This is a genomic window from Rhizobium sp. BK456, assembly GCF_014194045.1.
Lineage (GTDB): Bacteria > Pseudomonadota > Alphaproteobacteria > Rhizobiales > Rhizobiaceae > Rhizobium > Rhizobium redzepovicii.
Genome location: NZ_JACIAO010000004.1, coordinates 82,499 through 99,133 on the forward strand (window position 1 = coordinate 82,499; position 16,635 = coordinate 99,133).

General features: G+C 62.0%; 12 protein-coding genes. 4 read left to right on the forward strand and 8 right to left on the reverse strand.

Annotation, left to right across the window (positions count from 1 at the left end):
• Window positions 1–61: 61 nt before the first annotated feature.
• Entirely contained in the window at window positions 62–445 is a 384-nt protein-coding gene (locus tag FHX03_RS13255; RefSeq protein WP_179867150.1) for a hypothetical protein, read from the reverse strand.
• A 219-nt stretch (window positions 446–664) separates the two neighbouring features.
• On the opposite strand from FHX03_RS13255, the gene FHX03_RS13260 reads away from it, so the two are divergent.
• Genes FHX03_RS13260 through glgB form a run of 3 tightly spaced genes read left to right on the forward strand, consistent with a single transcriptional unit; the run spans window position 665 to window position 9,384 of the window.
• A complete protein-coding gene (locus tag FHX03_RS13260) occupies window positions 665–3,892 on the forward strand; it encodes an alpha-1,4-glucan--maltose-1-phosphate maltosyltransferase (RefSeq protein WP_183854028.1) in 3,228 nt (1,075 codons plus the stop codon).
• Complete coding sequence (gene treS, locus FHX03_RS13265) at window positions 3,893–7,174, forward strand: maltose alpha-D-glucosyltransferase (protein ID WP_131710504.1); 3,282 nt, start codon at window positions 3,893–3,895, stop codon at window positions 7,172–7,174.
• Complete coding sequence (gene glgB / locus FHX03_RS13270; protein ID WP_183854030.1) at window positions 7,171–9,384, forward strand: 1,4-alpha-glucan branching protein GlgB; 2,214 nt, start codon at window positions 7,171–7,173, stop codon at window positions 9,382–9,384. The genes treS and glgB overlap by 4 nt, the downstream gene beginning before the upstream one ends.
• 4 nt (window positions 9,385–9,388) lie before the next feature.
• On the opposite strand, the gene FHX03_RS13275 is transcribed toward glgB, so the two are convergent.
• Both FHX03_RS13275 and FHX03_RS13280 read right to left on the reverse strand, forming a co-directional pair.
• Window positions 9,389–11,017, reverse strand: a complete 1,629-nt coding sequence (locus FHX03_RS13275; RefSeq protein WP_183854032.1) for a thiamine pyrophosphate-dependent enzyme — start codon at window positions 11,015–11,017, stop codon at window positions 9,389–9,391.
• A complete protein-coding gene (locus FHX03_RS13280) occupies window positions 11,014–12,189 on the reverse strand; it encodes an amino acid aminotransferase (protein WP_097628068.1) in 1,176 nt (391 codons plus the stop codon). Before FHX03_RS13280 ends, FHX03_RS13275 begins: the two co-directional genes overlap by 4 nt.
• A gap of 149 nt (window positions 12,190–12,338) precedes the next feature.
• Here FHX03_RS13280 and FHX03_RS13285 point away from each other — a divergent pair, with 149 nt between their 5' ends.
• Window positions 12,339–12,806: an Lrp/AsnC family transcriptional regulator gene (locus FHX03_RS13285; protein WP_097628067.1), complete on the forward strand. Its 468-nt coding sequence runs from the start codon at window positions 12,339–12,341 to the stop codon at window positions 12,804–12,806.
• 12 nt (window positions 12,807–12,818) lie between these two features.
• On the opposite strand, the gene FHX03_RS13290 is transcribed toward FHX03_RS13285, so the two are convergent.
• The 5 genes from FHX03_RS13290 to FHX03_RS13310 form a co-directional block, all read right to left on the reverse strand.
• Window positions 12,819–13,580, reverse strand: a complete 762-nt coding sequence (locus FHX03_RS13290; RefSeq protein WP_097628066.1) for an ABC transporter ATP-binding protein — start codon at window positions 13,578–13,580, stop codon at window positions 12,819–12,821.
• Window positions 13,577–14,617, reverse strand: coding sequence for a FecCD family ABC transporter permease (locus FHX03_RS13295; protein ID WP_131710508.1), 1,041 nt, complete (start codon window positions 14,615–14,617; stop codon window positions 13,577–13,579). The genes FHX03_RS13290 and FHX03_RS13295 overlap by 4 nt, the downstream gene beginning before the upstream one ends.
• Entirely contained in the window at window positions 14,614–15,639 is a 1,026-nt protein-coding gene (locus tag FHX03_RS13300; RefSeq protein ID WP_183854034.1) for an ABC transporter substrate-binding protein, read from the reverse strand. The genes FHX03_RS13295 and FHX03_RS13300 overlap by 4 nt, the downstream gene beginning before the upstream one ends.
• A 169-nt stretch (window positions 15,640–15,808) precedes the next feature.
• Window positions 15,809–16,090: a hypothetical protein gene (locus FHX03_RS13305; RefSeq protein WP_097628063.1), complete on the reverse strand. Its 282-nt coding sequence runs from the start codon at window positions 16,088–16,090 to the stop codon at window positions 15,809–15,811.
• 27 nt (window positions 16,091–16,117) lie between these two features.
• Window positions 16,118–16,582, reverse strand: coding sequence for a hypothetical protein (locus FHX03_RS13310; protein ID WP_179867154.1), 465 nt, complete (start codon window positions 16,580–16,582; stop codon window positions 16,118–16,120).
• Window positions 16,583–16,635: the final 53 nt, after the last annotated feature.

The following is a 16,635-nucleotide window of genomic DNA, read 5'->3' on the forward strand; positions in this document are numbered from 1 at the left end:
GGTCGCCTCTATTGCAATCGGTCTCTCATTCAGTACATCAAATCAGCTCGGGTGCTCGCCCTTAAGGGTGGTGCGTCTTTCGCTCTACTGGGACATGTACATCCCACCGTTTCATCACAGCATTCGGCACCGCGTCTGGGCAGACGACCATCACGCTGGGTTTTGAGCGGCCGAGGCTCTTCGGCGTCCACTGTGTCTGAAGCGGGACCGCACATCGGGGAACCAGCACCTTCGCGTTGGGCTCCAGCACGTTCCACTGCTCGTGCTCACTGGCGTTCTCCTGCGCGACGAAGCGCCTGGCCTCCTCGCGAATTTCGAACAGGCCGTGTTTTAATTCTGTCGAACGATCGGTTTCGATGCTCCAGGAGGTGAGGCACAGTATGCAAGCCGACAGGGTTGCGGCGACGAGTATGGATCGAAGCTTGGATGCGCGCTCAATAGCCACCTGACTCCCTCTCCCCGGACGGCGGAAGATTATCCGGATGCGGCTGGAATTCTCAAGTCTCTTCGTCCCCTGGGCGGGCTTTGGTGCTCGAACGAAATACGTCCCCTCGATCCGGCGCCGATGCGGCTGATGCTTTCGTACAGCCGCGAATTGGCCGTGCCGGTGGAACAACAACCGCCAAAGGAAGTTTGCCTGAAAAGCAACTCGAGGCGGCGGCCGATGTTATTTTCTGCGAACGGGGGTGTGTTGAGCACCCCACCCCGGATCTATTATGCCAATCCGCTCCTTCTCCAGGGCATCGATGCATGGCGCGAGGTTTTCGACCATGCGGCGGACACCGGTTTCGATCACGTGCTGACGGCGCCCCTCTTCGACCGGGACGGGGAGCGCAGCGTGTTTGCTTCCCGGGACTTCGATCGTCTCGATCCTGAACTGTCGCTCGGAAGCGATGTCGGGGATGGGGTGGCGCGCTTGGCGGAGGCTGGCCGCAAGAGCGGCGTTGCCTTGATGATGGATCTGATGCTCGACGGCAGGGGGAGGCATCCTCAGGCGGGATTTCGTCCCGTCGATCCGAGACGCTCGCCACTGGACCCGGCAGAACCGATGGCGGCGATGGGGGCGGAACGACAATCGCAGCTGTTGGCGGAATGGACCGAACGGCTGCAGCGGCTGTCCGACGCCGGTCTCGCCGGCTATCGGGTGCTTGGGATAGATCGGGCGACGCCGGCGTTTTTCAAATCGCTGATGGCGGCGGTGCGCGAAAAGACCGAGGCGCAATTCCTCGCGTGGACGCCCGGCACCGATTTTGCGGTGAGGGGGGGTATCAACGAGGCAGGTTTCAACGGTTGTTTTTCGTCGATGGCCTGGTGGGATTTCGACGAGAGATGGTTCATCGACGAGCATCGCGTGCAGCAGCCGCTCGGCTGGCAGATCGCTTTTCCGGAACCGCCATTCGCGCGGCGTATCGCGCACGGAACCGAGAGCCGCGAAATCCTTGAACGGCGCGCCGTGAGAGCCCTGCGCCTTGCTGCTTCGCTCGGGGGTGGCCTGATGGTTCCGATGGGCTTCGAATATGGCGCAGCCACGCCGCTCGATCCGACGCATGGCAACAGGTCGGGTCTCAGGGGATTGCGTCACGACCTGGCTTTCGATCTCTCTTCCGAAATCCGGCGTGCGAATAGCGAAATCGGCACGATCGACCATGCGCCTGCTTCATCGCTGCGCCTGATCCGCAACGCCAATGGGCCGGTCTCGGCACTCCTGCAATCCGAGGTGCAGGATCTGCGCAGCGCCGACAATGTGCGCTTCATCCTGCTGAACAGAGACCTTCGGCGAAGCGCGCCCGCGCCGGTGACGGCACTTCGCGAAGCGGCCTCCGGCTTTCTGCCCGTCGCAGCCGACGGTGGGGTTCTCCGCCTGCGGGCAGGGGAGGCGCTGGTCATCCAAGGCAAGGCGCCAACGCCGATCACCTCCAGACCCGCCCTGGAGATCACGCAGGCGACGGCATCGCCTCGGCTTGCCATCGAAAACATCACGCCGCGTGTCGATGATGGGCGCTTTCCGGTCAAGCGGGTGGTGGGCGACATCGTTACCGTCGAGGCTGACATCTTCGCCGACGGCCACGACCCGATCGCCGCCGTCCTGCTCTGGCGGCCGCTCGACGCCATGGCGGATTGGAACGAGACGGAGATGCATCTTATCGAAAACGACCGCTGGCGCGGCGAGTTCCTGCTCGAGCGCACCGGCCGCTACGAGTTCGCCGTCGAGGCGTGGAAAAACGCTTTTGCGATCTTCCGCTACGAGCTGACCAAGAAGAACGACGCCCGGCTCGACCTGAAGCTCGAGCTGCAGGAGGGATTGAACCTCGTCCACGCCGCACAGGCCGGGGCGCCGGCAGCGCTCGGCCCCGAACTGCACGCCCTGAGCGACAGTCTCGAAAGCGCCTCGGACGCCGAGCGGACGGCGATCCTGCTCGATCCCCAGACATCCGAGCTGATGAACAAAGCCGACAGGCGGCCGTTCCGGCTCCGCTCCACGGCAAGCGCCGTCGATGCCGAGCGCAAGGAAGCGGCCTTTGCCAGCTGGTACCAGATCTTCCCGCGCTCGCAGAGCGGTGATCCCAACCGGCACGGCACCTTCGACGACGTCATCCCGAGGCTGGCCGATATCCGCGGCATGGGCTTCGACGTGCTTTACTTCCCGCCCATTCACCCGATCGGCTCGACCAACCGGAAGGGGCGCAACAACAGCTTGAAGGCCGGTCCCGGCGATCCCGGGAGCCCTTATGCGATCGGTTCCGAGGAGGGCGGCCACGATGCCATCCATCCCGAGCTCGGCGATTTCGAGGATTTCGGCCGGCTGGTCGAGGAGGCGGGCCGGCACGGGCTGGAGATCGCCCTCGACCTTGCGATCCAGGCGTCGCCGGATCACCCCTGGCTGAAGGAACATCCCGGCTGGTTCGACTGGCGCCCGGACGGCACGATCAAATATGCCGAGAACCCGCCGAAGAAATATGAGGACATCGTCAACGTCGATTTCTACACCAAAGACGCGCTGCCCTCGTTATGGATGGAGCTGAGGGATGTTGTCCAGCTATGGGTGGACCAGGGCGTCAAGCTGTTTCGCGTCGATAACCCGCACACCAAGCCCTTTCCCTTCTGGGAATGGCTGATCGGCGATATCAGAGCGCGTCATCCCGATGTGGTCTTCCTGTCGGAAGCCTTCACCAAGCCCAAAGTGATGTACAGGCTGGCGAAGATCGGCTTTTCCCAGTCCTACACCTATTTCACCTGGCGCAACGCCAAATGGGAACTCGAGCAATATATGCGCGAGCTGACTGAGACGGAGGCGAAGGAATTCTTCCGTCCGCACTTCTTCGTCAACACCCATGACATCAATCCGGACTTTCTCCAGAACGCGCCGCGCCCGGCCTTTCTGATCCGCGCCGCCCTTGCCGCCACTCTCTCTGGCCTGTGGGGCGTCTATAACGGCTTCGAGCTCTGCGAGGGGCGACCCGATGTCAAGCGCAAGGAATATGCCGACAGCGAGAAATACGAGATCCGCGCCTGGGATTATGACCGGCCGGGCAATATCGTCGACGAAATCAGGATGCTCAACCGTATCAGGAACGAGAACACTGCCCTGCATTCGCATCTCGGGCTGACGCTTTTGAATGCTTGGAATGACAATATCCTGTTCTTCGAAAAGGCAAGTAAGGCCCGCGACAATGTCCTGCTGATCGCGATCAGCCTCGACCCTCACAATTTTCAGCAAAGCGATGTCGAACTGCCGCTCTGGCACTGGTCGCTCGGCGACGGCGGCACGCTGGATGCCGAGGATCTGGTCGGTGGGCATCGTTTCAAATGGACCGGCAAACGGCAGAGCATCAGCCTGAACCCTGAGATCCTGCCCTTTGCGATCTGGCGCGTTCGAGCAGCGGAGGCATGAATGGACACGATGAACCCCGATGGCATTGAGCAGCCCCTCTGGTACAAGGATGCGATCATCTACCAGCTGCACATCAAGTCGTTCTACGACGCCAATGGCGATGGCGTCGGCGACTTTGCCGGCCTGCACGCCAAGCTCGATCACATCGCGGCGCTCGGCGTCAATGCCATCTGGCTGCTGCCTTTCTTTCCCTCGCCGCGCCGCGACGACGGCTACGACATCGCCGACTACGGCAATGTCAGCCCCGATTACGGCACCTTGGAGGATTTTCGCGCCTTCGTCGACGCCGCACACCAGCGTAATATCCGCGTCATCATCGAGCTCGTCATCAACCACACCTCCGATCAGCATCCCTGGTTCCAGCGCGCCCGTCAGGCACCGGCCGGATCCCCGGAGCGCGATTTTTACGTCTGGTCGGATACCGATCAGAAATTCCCGGAAACGCGCATCATTTTCATCGATACCGAAAAGTCCAACTGGACATGGGATGCCGTGGCGGGCGCCTATTATTGGCATCGCTTTTATTCCCACCAGCCTGACCTCAACTTCGACAGTCCCCTGGTCATGGAGGAACTGCTGAAGGTGATGCGCTTCTGGCTGGAAACCGGTATCGACGGCTTCCGCCTCGACGCGATCCCCTACCTTGTCGAGCGCGAGGGGACGATCAACGAGAACCTGCCGGAAACCCATGCGATCCTGAAGCGCATCCGTGCCGCTCTCGATGCCACCCATCCCGGCGTGATGCTGCTGGCCGAGGCCAATCAATGGCCGGAGGATACGCGCGAATATTTCGGCGACGGCGACGAATGCCACATGGCCTTCCACTTTCCGCTAATGCCGCGCATGTATATGGCGATCGCCAAGGAGGACCGGTTTCCGATCACCGATATCCTGCGGCAGACGCCGGAGATTCCGGAGAATTGCCAATGGGCGATCTTCCTGCGCAACCACGACGAACTGACGCTCGAAATGGTGACGGACGCCGAGCGCGACTATCTCTGGGAAACCTACGCATCCGATAAGCGCGCCCGCATCAATCTCGGCATCAGGCGGCGCCTGGCGCCGCTGATGGAGCGCGACCGCCGGCGCATCGAGCTGATGAACGCGCTGCTGCTCTCTATGCCGGGAACGCCGGTGATCTATTACGGCGACGAGATCGGCATGGGCGACAATATCTATCTCGGCGATCGGGATGGGGTGAGGACGCCGATGCAATGGTCTCCGGACCGCAATGGCGGCTTCTCCAGGGTAGACCCGGCGCGTCTCGTCCTGCCGCCGGTCGCCGATCCGCTCTACGGTTTCGAGGCCGTCAACGTCGAGGCACAGAGCACGGACGCGCATTCGCTGCTCAACTGGACGCGCAAGATGCTGGCGCTGCGCGGTCGGCATCCGGCCTTCGGCCGTGGTTCGCTGCGGTTCCTCGCGCCGGAGAACCGCAAGATCCTCGCTTATCTCAGGGAATATGAAGGCGAGACGCTGATGTGCGTCGCAAACCTCTCGCGCCTGCCGCAGGCCGTGGAACTCGACCTGTCGAGCTTTGAGGGCCGCGTTCCGATCGAATTGACCGGCATGTCGCCCTTTCCGCCGATCGGTCAGCTGACCTATCTGCTGACATTGCCGCCCTACGGGTTTTTCTGGTTCCAGCTGGAAGCCGATGCCGACCCGCCGGCATGGCGCACCGCTCCGCCGGAGCAGCTTCCCGATCTGGTGACGATGGTCACCCGTCGCGGCCTGCTCGACCTTGTCGATGAACCCAAGCTTGCACGCGTTCTCAGCAACGAAATTCTGCCGGCCTATCTGGCGAAGCGGCGGTGGTTCGGGGCAAAGGACCAGCCGCTGCAGGCGGCGCGTCTGATCTCCGCAACGCCGATCCCCTTTGCCGACGGGATTGTTCTCGGCGAACTGGAGGCCGTGCTGCCGAACCATAGCGAATCCTACCAGCTGCCGCTGGCGGTCGCCTGGGACGATGCGCAACCATCGGTGCTGACCCAGCAGCTTGCGCTCGGTCGGGTCCGCCAGGGCCGGCGCGTCGGTTTCCTGACGGACGGATTTGCCGTGGAGGCGATGGCGCGCGGCATCCTGCGCGGGCTTGGCGACCGCTCGCGCACCACCGGCCGCACCGGCACGCTCGAATTTCTCGGCACGGAACGGCTCGACCGTCTTGCCGTCACCGATGACCTTCCGGTCCATTGGCTCTCGGCCGAACAGTCAAACAGTTCGCTGATCGTCGGCGATCTGGCGATGATCAAGCTGATCAGGCACATCTTTCCCGGCATTCATCCGGAAGTCGAGATGACGCGCTATCTCACCCGCGCCGGCTACGATCACACCGCGCCCTTGCTCGGCGAGGTCGCGCACACGGACTCCAGTGGACGCCGCTCGACATTGATCATCGTCCAAGGCGCGATCCGCAATCAGGGCGATGCCTGGAACTGGATGCTGAACAACCTGCGCCGCGGGGCAGACGAACTCGTGCTGAACGACCCGGCCGTCCAGCCGGGCGACGACGTCTTCCAGCCGCTGATCAGCTTCGTTGCGATGGTCGGCATGCGTCTCGGAGAACTGCATGTCGTGCTTGCCGGGGAGACTGCGGACGAAGCCTTCAGCCCGGTAATCGCCGGCGACAGCGAAGTCGAGGCGATGAAGAAGGCGGTTGCCGGCGAAGTCGCCTATGCCATGTCGAAGCTTGCCGAACGGGAGGAGAATGCCGATCCGGCGATCGACCTGCTTGCAGCGCCGTTGCTCAAGCGCCGCTCCGAACTCGTCGAGCTTGCCGCGACGCTGGCCGAGGCCACGCGCCATACGCTGATGACGCGCACGCACGGCGATTTTCACCTTGGTCAGATCCTCGTCAGCGAGGGCGATGCCGTCATCATCGATTTCGAGGGCGAGCCCGCGAAAAACCTGGCCGAGCGCCGCGCCAAGACCAATCCGCTGCGCGATGTCGCCGGGCTTTTGAGGTCACTGAGTTATCTCGTCGCCACCGCCCAGCTTGATAACGACGCCGTCATCGAACATGAGAACGAAGTCCGGCGCGAGGCCATCGCCCGCTTCGGGCGCCAGGCGGAAGAGGCGTTTCTCGACGCCTATGCGCAGGCGGTTTCGGCATCGAAGGCGCTTGATATGCCACCCGATCAACGACGGAGGGTCCTCGATGCCTTTCTTCTCGAAAAGGCCGCCTATGAGATCGCCTATGAGGCCCGCAACCGGCCGAAATGGCTTCCGATCCCGCTTTCCGGCCTCACCGAAATCGTCTCGCGTCTGGCGGGGGTCCCGGCATGAATGTTGAGCGCTCGGAACTTCTCGCCGGAATCGGGCACGATGCCCTCTGGGCTCTGATCGATGGGCGCCACGGCGATCCTTTTTCGATCCTCGGTCCCCATGAAAGCGGCGGGATGACCATCGTGCGGGTCTATCTGCCCGGGGCGGAGGCGGTCGATCTCATCGAGGCTGGGAGTGGACGGGTGGTGACGCCCTTCAGTGTCGCCCATCCCGCCGGCCTGTTCGCGGCGGCAACCGGTTTGAGGACCGGATACCGGCTGAAGATCACATGGCCGGATGCGGTGCAGATCACCGAGGATCCCTATAGTTTCGGCCTGCTGCTCGGTGAGCTCGACCTTCATCTAATATCGGAGGGCACGCATTACAGTCTGAGCCGCACGCTTGGCGCAGTGGCGATGTCGATCGACGGCATATCAGGCGTTCGTTTCGCCGTATGGGCGCCGAATGCCCGCCGCGTCTCGGTCGTCGGCGACTTCAATGCCTGGGATGGGCGGCGAAATCCGATGCGGCTGAGGCAATCGGCGGGTGTCTGGGAGCTGTTCATTCCGAGCCTCGCCGCCGGCGAAAGATACAAGTTCGAGATCGTCGATGCCGAGGGCACCTGCCTGCCGCAAAAGGCCGATCCGGTGGCGAGGGCGAGCGAAGCTGCCCCATCCACCGCCTCGATCGTCGCATCGTCGACGCCGTTTCGATGGACGGATGACGGCTGGATGAGGGACCGCTCCCGCCAGGAAAGGCTGGAAGGCGCGATGTCAGTCTATGAGGTGCACGCCGGCTCCTGGTTGCGCGACGGGCGGGACGGCAACAGGTATCTCGACTGGGTCGAGCTCAGCCAGCGCCTCGTTCCCTATGCCAGCGACATGGGATTCACCCATATCGAACTGCTGCCGATCATGGAGCATCCGTTCGGCGGCTCCTGGGGTTATCAGCCGCTCGGCTTGTTTGCTCCGACCGGCCGCTACGGCACGCCGGAGGATTTCGCCTATTTCGTCGACCGCTGCCATGGCGCCGGGCTCGGCATCATCCTCGACTGGGTGCCGGCTCACTTCCCCACGGATGTCTGGGGTCTTGCCCGCTTCGACGGCAGCGCGCTCTACGAGCATGAGGATCCGCGCGAGGGCTTTCACCGCGACTGGAATACGCTGATCTACAATCTCGGACGCAACGAGGTGAAAGGCTTCCTGATCGCCAGCGCGCTCGAATGGCTCGAGCGCTATCATGTCGACGGCTTGCGCGTCGATGCCGTGGCCTCGATGCTCTACCGCGATTATAGCCGCAACGAAGGCGAATGGATTCCAAATCAGTATGGCGGGCGGGAGAACCTGGAGGCGGTTGAGTTCTTCAAGCACCTCAACAGCATCGTCCACGAGCGCTGCCCGCATGCAATGACGATCGCCGAAGAATCGACGGCCTGGCCGGGTGTGACGAAGCCGCCGGAAGAAGGCGGGCTAGGCTTCGACATCAAATGGAACATGGGCTGGATGCATGACAGCCTGAGCTACATCGAGAAGGATCCGGTCTATCGGAGCCATCATCATGGCACGATGACCTTCGGCATGATCTACGCCTATTCCGAGCGGTTCATGCTGCCGATCTCCCATGACGAGGTGGTCTATGGCAAAGGCTCGCTGCTGACGAAGATGCCGGGCGACGAATGGCAGAAATTTGCCAATCTGCGCAGCTACCTCGCTTTCATGTGGGGTCATCCCGGCAAGAAGCTGTTGTTCATGGGGAGCGAAATCGCCCAGCCGGGCGAATGGAACCATGATGCTTCGGTGAGCTGGGATGTACTGGACCGGCCTCAGCATGTCGGCATTCAGCGGCTGGTCAAGGACCTGAATAGCCTCTACGGGGAAGAGCCGTCATTGCAATTCGGCGATTTCCATCCCCAGGGCTTCGAATGGGCAGCAGCCGACGACGCCGCCAATTCCGTCCTCGGCATGCTCCGTTATGGCAAGGACCGCTCTTCATCCGTCCTTGTCGTATCGAATTTCACGCCGGTGCCGCGCTACGGCTATAGGATCGGCGTGCCTGATGATGGCGTGTGGATCGAGCGGATCACCACGGATGCGCGCGAATATGGTGGCTCCGGCCTCGTCAACGGCGCGCTGTCGAGCGAACCCATCCCCGCCCATGGGCGGCCGGTTTCCCTGGCGCTGACGTTGCCGCCGCTGGCGACGATCTTTCTCAAGGGACCGTCGCCTAGATAGGGATTCATTCGGCGTGCGGCGCCGGATGAATGAACGGCCAGGGACTTGCCTCGGATCCCTTTTCGATCGGAACCTCGATGAGCACGGGCTCGTCGAGAGAGAGGGCTTTCTCGATCCTCTCTTTGAGTTCGTCGGGGCTTGTCACCTTGAACGCGCGGACACCGAAGCTCTCGGCAAGCGCGACAAAATCCGGATTGGTCAGCTCCGAGCCAAGATAGCGACCCTGATACGCCTGCTTCTGATCGCGCAGAACATTGCCATAGGCTGAATTGTTGAAGACGATGGCGACGACATTGATCTTGTGCTGGACGGCAGTGGCAAGCTCCTGAACGCCGAACATGAATCCGCCATCGCCAGAAACGGAAACAACCGCTTTATCGGGATTGGCGACCTTCACGCCCAAGGCGGTGTTGAAGCCAAAACCCAGATTGTCCTGATAACCACATGTCACGTATTGGCGCGGGCCGTAGACGGGGAAGGCAAAACGGGCGGTAAAGCCCATCTGGCTGATCTCCTCGACGAAGAAGCCGTCTCTGGGAAGAGCCTCACGAATGGCGTCGAGATAGGCAAGCTGCGGCTGCACTTCCGAGAACCGAGATCTGGCCTCTTTGTTGATGTCGGCAAATTCGCGGGTGCGATCGTCGCGCCGGGAACCTGACAATACATCGATCAGAGCCCGCGTTCCCGCCTTGGCATCGGCGACGATGCCGACACCGGGCTTGAGGCGGACCATTTCGGTCGGATCGATATCGATGCGGATGATCTTGAGGCCTTTGGGAAGCCATTTCCAACGCATGAACTGCAATTCGAGCCGGCTGCCGATACCGATCAGAACGTCCGTCTTCTTCCAATATTCATAGGCGGCGACGAAATTCAGATAGTTCGGGTGATCGTCGGCGACGATGCCCTTGCCGGAACGATGGGAGGTGACGGGCGACTGCAGCAGTTCCGCAAGCGCGGCGATCTCGGCGCCGGCCTCCGCCGCGCCGCCGCCGACCATGATCATCGGATTGCTGGCACACGCTATCAGCGCCGCTGCGGCAGCGATCTGATCGGAGTTGACAGCCGGGTGAGGCGCTCTCGTACCGACGGAAAGATCGACTTCGGGGCCGGATTGGCAAAACACGTCCCATGGGGCTTCGACCGCTCCCGGACCCTGGCGGCCGGAGAGCATCTTGCCGACGACCTCGGCCATGACGGGGCCTGCCTCGGACGGATGATTGATGCGTTCCGCCGTCTTGGTAAGCCCGCGCATTGTCGCGAGTTGATCGGGCAGTTCGTGCAACTGCCCTCTGCCCTGGCCAATCAGGTGGGACATGATGTTGCCGGTGATGCAAAGTACCGGCGCGTTGGCGCCGTAAGCGGTGCAAAGCGCTGCCCCGGAATTGAGAACACCCGGGCCGGGGACGACGGTATAGGCGCCGATCCGCCCGGTGGATTTGGCATAGCCATAGGCCATATATCCGGCGCCCTGTTCGTGCCTAGTGTGAATGAACCGAACCTTGTCGCGGGCGCCGTAGAGCGCATCGTTGAAATCATACATGTGGGCGCCCGGGATGCCAAACACCGTGTCGATCCCATGGGCGACGAGCGAACGGGTCATCGCCTGGCCGGTCGTTTCCTTCTTGCTCATTTCAAGCAGCCTTCAGCGCGAAGTGCGGTCACGATGGCGCCGGCATCGGCCGGCTGCATGCCCGCAAGGTTCATACGGCCGGAATCGGCCATGTAGATGCCGTGTTTGGCGCGCAGCGCTGCGGCCGTTTCTTTCGACATGGAGAGATTGGAGAACAGGCCGCGCTGCCGGCTGATAAAGGCCAGATCGGCGGCTGCGGCGGCGAGCGCCGCGCGGTTGCCGTTGACACGCTCGCACATCTCCTCGAGTTCTGCGCGCCACATTGCCGACATTTCGGGGCTCTCGAGAATGGTTCTGACGATCGCGGCGCCATGATCGGGCGGCATCGACCAGTTCACACGGGCAAGGGCCGCCATATTGCTTTCGGCCTTGCCGATGTCGTCGACATTGCGGGTCATGAGGTAGAGCGCGCCGACGCGCTCGCGATAGAGACCGAAATTCTTATCGCAGGAATAAGCGATCAGCGCCTCGTCGACCGCGTCGAGGATCATCCGTGTCGGTGCGGCGTCCTGTTCGAGACCGTCGCCAAGCCCTTGATAGGCAAGATCGATGAACGGCACCAGCCCGTGTGCAACGAGGAGTCCGGTAATCTGCCGCCACTGCTCCATGGTGAAATCGATACCGGTCGGATTGTGGCAGCAACCGTGAAGGAGGACGACATCGCCTTCCGCAGCGGAAGACAGGGCGTCGACGACGCTTTCGAATTTGACCTGTTGCGACGTCAGATCGACGAAGGCGTAGTCCTTTACGGCCAGCCGCGCCGAGGCGAAGATCGGCGCGTGGTTCGGCCAGCTGGGCGTCCCCAACAGAACCTTAGCGGATGGATTTGCCGTCTGGATGAGCTCGGCGCCGAGACGCAGCGCGCCGCTGCCGCCCGGTGTCTGAATGCCGACGAGGCGATGATCGAACGTCGGCGATTTGCCGAAAATAATGGGTTGCAGCAGTCGGACGAATTGCAGATCGCCTTCCGGGCCGAGATATTTCTTGCTGTCCTGGGTCTCGAGAAGAAACTGTTCCGCCGCCTTTACGGCTCGCATCACCGGCGTGCGGCCCATGGCGTCGCGATAGACACCGACGCCGAGGTCGATCTTTCCGCTGCGCTCGTCGACCTGAAAGGCCTTGATGAGGGCAAGCAGGCTGTCGGCCGGCCGGTTATTCAGTTTCTCAAACACAAGTCCACCTCCGTTTTATCCGATGGCTGGAGACTAACGGAACTTCCGCGGCGATTTTATGCGATTATCTGCCTAATGCGATATGCAGATGCAGACAATCTGCGTCATTTGGCTATACTACGCGGAAATTCTGCTTATTTGGATGGGCCATGCTTGACCAGTTCGATATCAAATTGCTCGCCGCCCTCCAGCAAAACAGTGAGGTGACGCAGGGTGAATTGTCGCAGAAGGTCAATCTCTCCGCGACCCAATGCGCACGCCGTTTGGAAAAGCTGCGCAATGAGCAATACATCCAGAGCGTCGTTGCTATCCTCAATCCTGCAAAACTGGGTTTTGCCGTCGTTGCTCATACCCTCGTCAGCCTGCGCGCGCATACGGAAGGTGGAAACGAGCGGCTTCATCGCTTCATCGAAACCGCGCCGGAGATTCTGGAGTGTTATTCGCAGACGGGGGATGCCGATTTTCTGATGAAGGTGATGACGCGCGACCTCGACCATCTCAGCCAATTTCTCGAGAGAATGATCCGGGTCACCGATAATCTGGCCTCGGTCAAGTCAAGCATCGTCCTGAAAACGCTGAAAAAGACGACTGCTTTGCCGCTGCAGATCGTGACGTGAGGGTGGCCACTCTCATCTGAGATAGTGGATATGCGGGCGCGAATGATGGGGCGAGGCTTCGATGCGGGCTTCGACGGAAAAGACGTCGCGCAGAAGGTTCTCGCTCAGCACGTCTTCAGGTGCGCCGGACGCGACGATCCTACCCTGCTGCATGATGATCAGCTCATCGCAGAACATGGCGGCATGGTTGAGATCGTGCAGGGCGACGATGCTGGTGATCGGCAGGCTGGAGACGAGCCGCATCAAGCCGATTTGGTGCTGGATGTCGAGATGGTTTGTGGGTTCGTCGAGGATCAGCTCCTGCGGCGACTGGGCGAGCGCTCTGGCAATATGGGTGCGCTGCTTTTCGCCGCCCGACAGGTTTTGCCAGCGATCGTCTCGCTTCTCTGCCATACCGGCACGCGCAAGTGCCGCTTCGACCGCCTCTTCGTCGGCTCTCGTCCAGCCGGAGAACATGGAACGATGCGGGAAGCGGCCGAGCTTGACGACATCAATAACCTTCAGATTGGCATTGGTCGCCGCATGCTGCTCGACGAAGGCGATGCGCTGGGCGATCGAGCGGCGGCTGATCGTGCCGATGTCGTTCCGATCAAGAGTGACGCGGCCGGAATGGGGCCGCTTCAGGCCGGCGAGAAGCCGCAGCAGTGAGGTCTTGCCGGAGCCGTTCGGCCCGAGTAGGCCGAGCATCCGGCCCGGCTGAGCCTCCAGGGAAACGCCGTCCAGGATGGTCTTCCTGCCAATTTTCCAGGTGAGGTTGTCGGCCTTGATGCTCATGACGCGCGCTGGAACCGGTAGAGGATGATCGAGAAGAAGGGAACGCCGACGAGCGCCGTGACGACGCCGATCGGCAGGATTTGGCCGGGAATGAGGGCGCGGGCGGCGATATCGGCGAGCACCATGAAGATCGCTCCCGCGATGGCGCAGGCCGGTAGCAGGCGGATATGCAGCGGCCCGACGAGGAAGCGGGCGACATGCGGCACGACGAGGCCGACAAAGCCGATCGAGCCGACCATGCTGACGATCGTCGCCGTCATCATGGCGGTGAGCCCGAAGAGCAACAAGCGGGCGCGGCCGACATTGACGCCGAGCGAAGAGGCCGCCTCGTCGCCGAAAGCGAAGGCGTCGAGCACGCGGGCATAAAACAGACAGGCGGCAAGACCGAGGCCGACGACAACCGAGACCAACGCGAATTCCGGCCAGCGCACGCCGCTGAAACTGCCCAGCAGCCAGAACATCACGTCGCGGGCCTGCTGGGCATTGGCCGAGGTCGTGACGATATACGAAGTCGAGGCATTGAAGAGCTGCGAGGCAGCCACGCCGGCAAGGATGGTGCGGTCGGCACCGCCGCGGGTGCCGTTCGAGAGCAGCGCCACGAAGAAGAAGGCGGCGAAGGCGCCGGCAAAGGCGCCCGATGACAGCGACACCGCGCCCGCGCCGAGCCCCAGGATGACGATCGCCACGGCGCCGGTGGAGGCACCGGCGGAGATGCCGAGCACATAGGGTTCGGCAAGCGGGTTGCGCAGCAGCGACTGCATAATGGCGCCCGACAGCGCCAGGCCCGCGCCGCAAAAGGCGGCGACCAGCGCGCGGCTTAGGCGATAATCCCAGATGACCGTTTCGTGGATGCGGTTCAATTCGACCGTGGTCCATCCGAGCCGGTTGGTAACGGCCGAAAAGGTGGTCGCCAGCGGAATCGGCAGATCACCGATTCCGACACTGACGCCGATGGCGACAGCGATGAGACAGAAGGAAGCCAGGAGCAGCGCGGCGACCGCTCCCAACTGCCTGAAGAGACGGCCCGCGTCCGTCACTTCAGGAGACCGAGGGCCTTCAACTGCTCGGCCACCTGCTCGGCGCCGTAAATCGTCCGAATGGTCGGGTTCATCGCCTGGCCGTCCATGACGACGAGCGCCTTGTTCTTGACGGCCGGGGTCTGGCTGACGGCCGGATCGGTGTTCAGGAAGTTGATCTTGGCCTCAGGCTTGTCGAGCTCCCAGCGGTTGCGGTCGAGGCTGGCGACGACGATGACGTCCGGGTTGGCGGCGATGATGCCTTCCCAGCCGACGGTCGGCCATTCTGCTTCCGCGGTGATTGCGTTGTGGCCGCCGAGCACGTCGGCGATGAAGCCGGAGGCGCTGTTCTTGCCGCCGACATAGGCGTCGGCCGACGGGCTGGGGCTGGAGAACCAGAAGACGTAGGAGAGGTTCTTGCCGTCCTTGGCAACGCTTCCGCGAAGCTTGGCTTCACGCGCCTTGAAGTCGGCGATCAGCGCCTGGCCGCGATCGGCGACGTCGAAAATCTGCGAGAGTTCATCGATCTCCTTGTAGAGCAGATCCATGTTCCACAGTTCGGCGCGGCTGCCGTACTGGTCCTTGACGTCCTTGGTGCTGAGGCAGGTGCTGGGCGAAAGATAGGTGGCGACGCCGACCTTGTCGAAATCCTCGCGCTTGGCGACCTTGCTGTTCGGTCCGACCAGGCTTGGCAACGCCACGGCCACGAAGTCGGGATTTTCGGCGAGCATCGATTCGAAGGTCGGCATCTCGACTGTGAGAAGCTTGACCTTGGCATTGGCTTCCGCCAACTGCGGCAGCACCTTGCTCGGCCAGAAGGCGGTGCCGACCATCTTGTCCTCAAGGCCGAGCAGCAGCAGGATTTCCGCGCTGTTCTGGCCGAGGCCGATCGCCCGCTCGGGAGCCTTCTTGAACGTCGCCTCAGCGCCGCAGTTTTCCAGCGTCAGTGGGTAGGTCGTCGAACCTGCCAAAGACGGGGTTGCGGCAAGGCCGATCAGGGCGGAGAGGCCGCAGGCGGCTAGAAGTGATTTGAGGCTGGTCACGTAGAAATCCCGGTGCGTGTGTGTATTCGGCCGGGGTATAGCCTCAGAAACGACGGGAAAACAAGACCAAATAAATCAACTTATCTGGAAAAGTCGACAATGCTCGACAAGCTGCCGGACAGCGTGCCGGATCCATCCGAGCGATGCGGCGTTTTGTAAACCTTAGACGTCAGCTCAGTTTTCCCACAAGCTTCGCATAATCCGAAAATGTCAGCTGTTCACCTTTCCCGGCGGCTTCACCGGCGAGTTGCAACACCCGGATGGGAAACAGGATCGCGGCGCGGTTGGCGCCCGACAGTTCATGATCGTCGTCCTCCTCGATTGCCTTTTGGGCCTTCGACAGCGCGGCGTTGATTTCCCCGCGCGTCAGCACTTCTTTGTCGACGATTGCGTCGCAGATCGACGTCATCGCCATGATCAGCCCCTTGAGCTGTAGATTGGCCGTATTCATGAGAACTCCAATAAAAAGGGGTGGCCTCTAATCCGGTTGGACTGGGCGGATCGTGTCGACCGAGACCATGCCCTCGACGATGCCGCGCTTGATATCGCGTCTGTTCCGGTCGATCTCTATGACAGTATAGAGCTTGTCGTCGCGGAAGGCACTGGCATTGACCGTCGTCACATCCTCGGCGGGAGCCGCATCCACTTCCATGAAGTCGAGTTCGCGCGCCGCGGCGACGATCCTTGCATCACCCGGCGTTCTGGCGGCCACGATGACGATGCCGTGGCCGGGGGCATTGTCCCATCTTGGATCGTCGGGAGCGGCGATCGGTTCCAGCCGGTAGATGTTGAGCATCTCGCCGCCCGTTTCGGGTGAGGCTTCCGCCGCCGCATCCTGCATTTGCGCTTGGCTCTCGACCGACTTTCCGAAGGTGGTCGGGCTGGTCGCGCTGTTGATCTCTTCCTTGCCTGTCCTTGAGACGTTCGACATGTCGCTCTCCATTATCACGACGGAAACGACGGGTGGCGCGGAACTGTTCCCGCCTGCACGAAAAT

What these genes read in the sequence shown, in the direction of transcription:
- FHX03_RS13260 (WP_183854028.1), top strand. Translation starts at nt 665, where the DNA reads ATGTTATTTTCTGCGAACGGGGGTGTGTTGAGCACCCCACCCCGGATC.
- treS (WP_131710504.1), top strand. Translation starts at nt 3,893, where the DNA reads ATGGACACGATGAACCCCGATGGCATTGAGCAGCCCCTCTGGTACAAG.
- glgB (WP_183854030.1), top strand. Translation starts at nt 7,171, where the DNA reads ATGAATGTTGAGCGCTCGGAACTTCTCGCCGGAATCGGGCACGATGCC.
- FHX03_RS13275 (WP_183854032.1), bottom strand. Translation starts at nt 11,017, where the DNA reads ATGAGCAAGAAGGAAACGACCGGCCAGGCGATGACCCGTTCGCTCGTC.
- FHX03_RS13285 (WP_097628067.1), top strand. Translation starts at nt 12,339, where the DNA reads ATGCTTGACCAGTTCGATATCAAATTGCTCGCCGCCCTCCAGCAAAAC.
- FHX03_RS13290 (WP_097628066.1), bottom strand. Translation starts at nt 13,580, where the DNA reads ATGAGCATCAAGGCCGACAACCTCACCTGGAAAATTGGCAGGAAGACC.
- FHX03_RS13305 (WP_097628063.1), bottom strand. Translation starts at nt 16,090, where the DNA reads ATGAATACGGCCAATCTACAGCTCAAGGGGCTGATCATGGCGATGACG.
- FHX03_RS13310 (WP_179867154.1), bottom strand. Translation starts at nt 16,582, where the DNA reads ATGGAGAGCGACATGTCGAACGTCTCAAGGACAGGCAAGGAAGAGATC.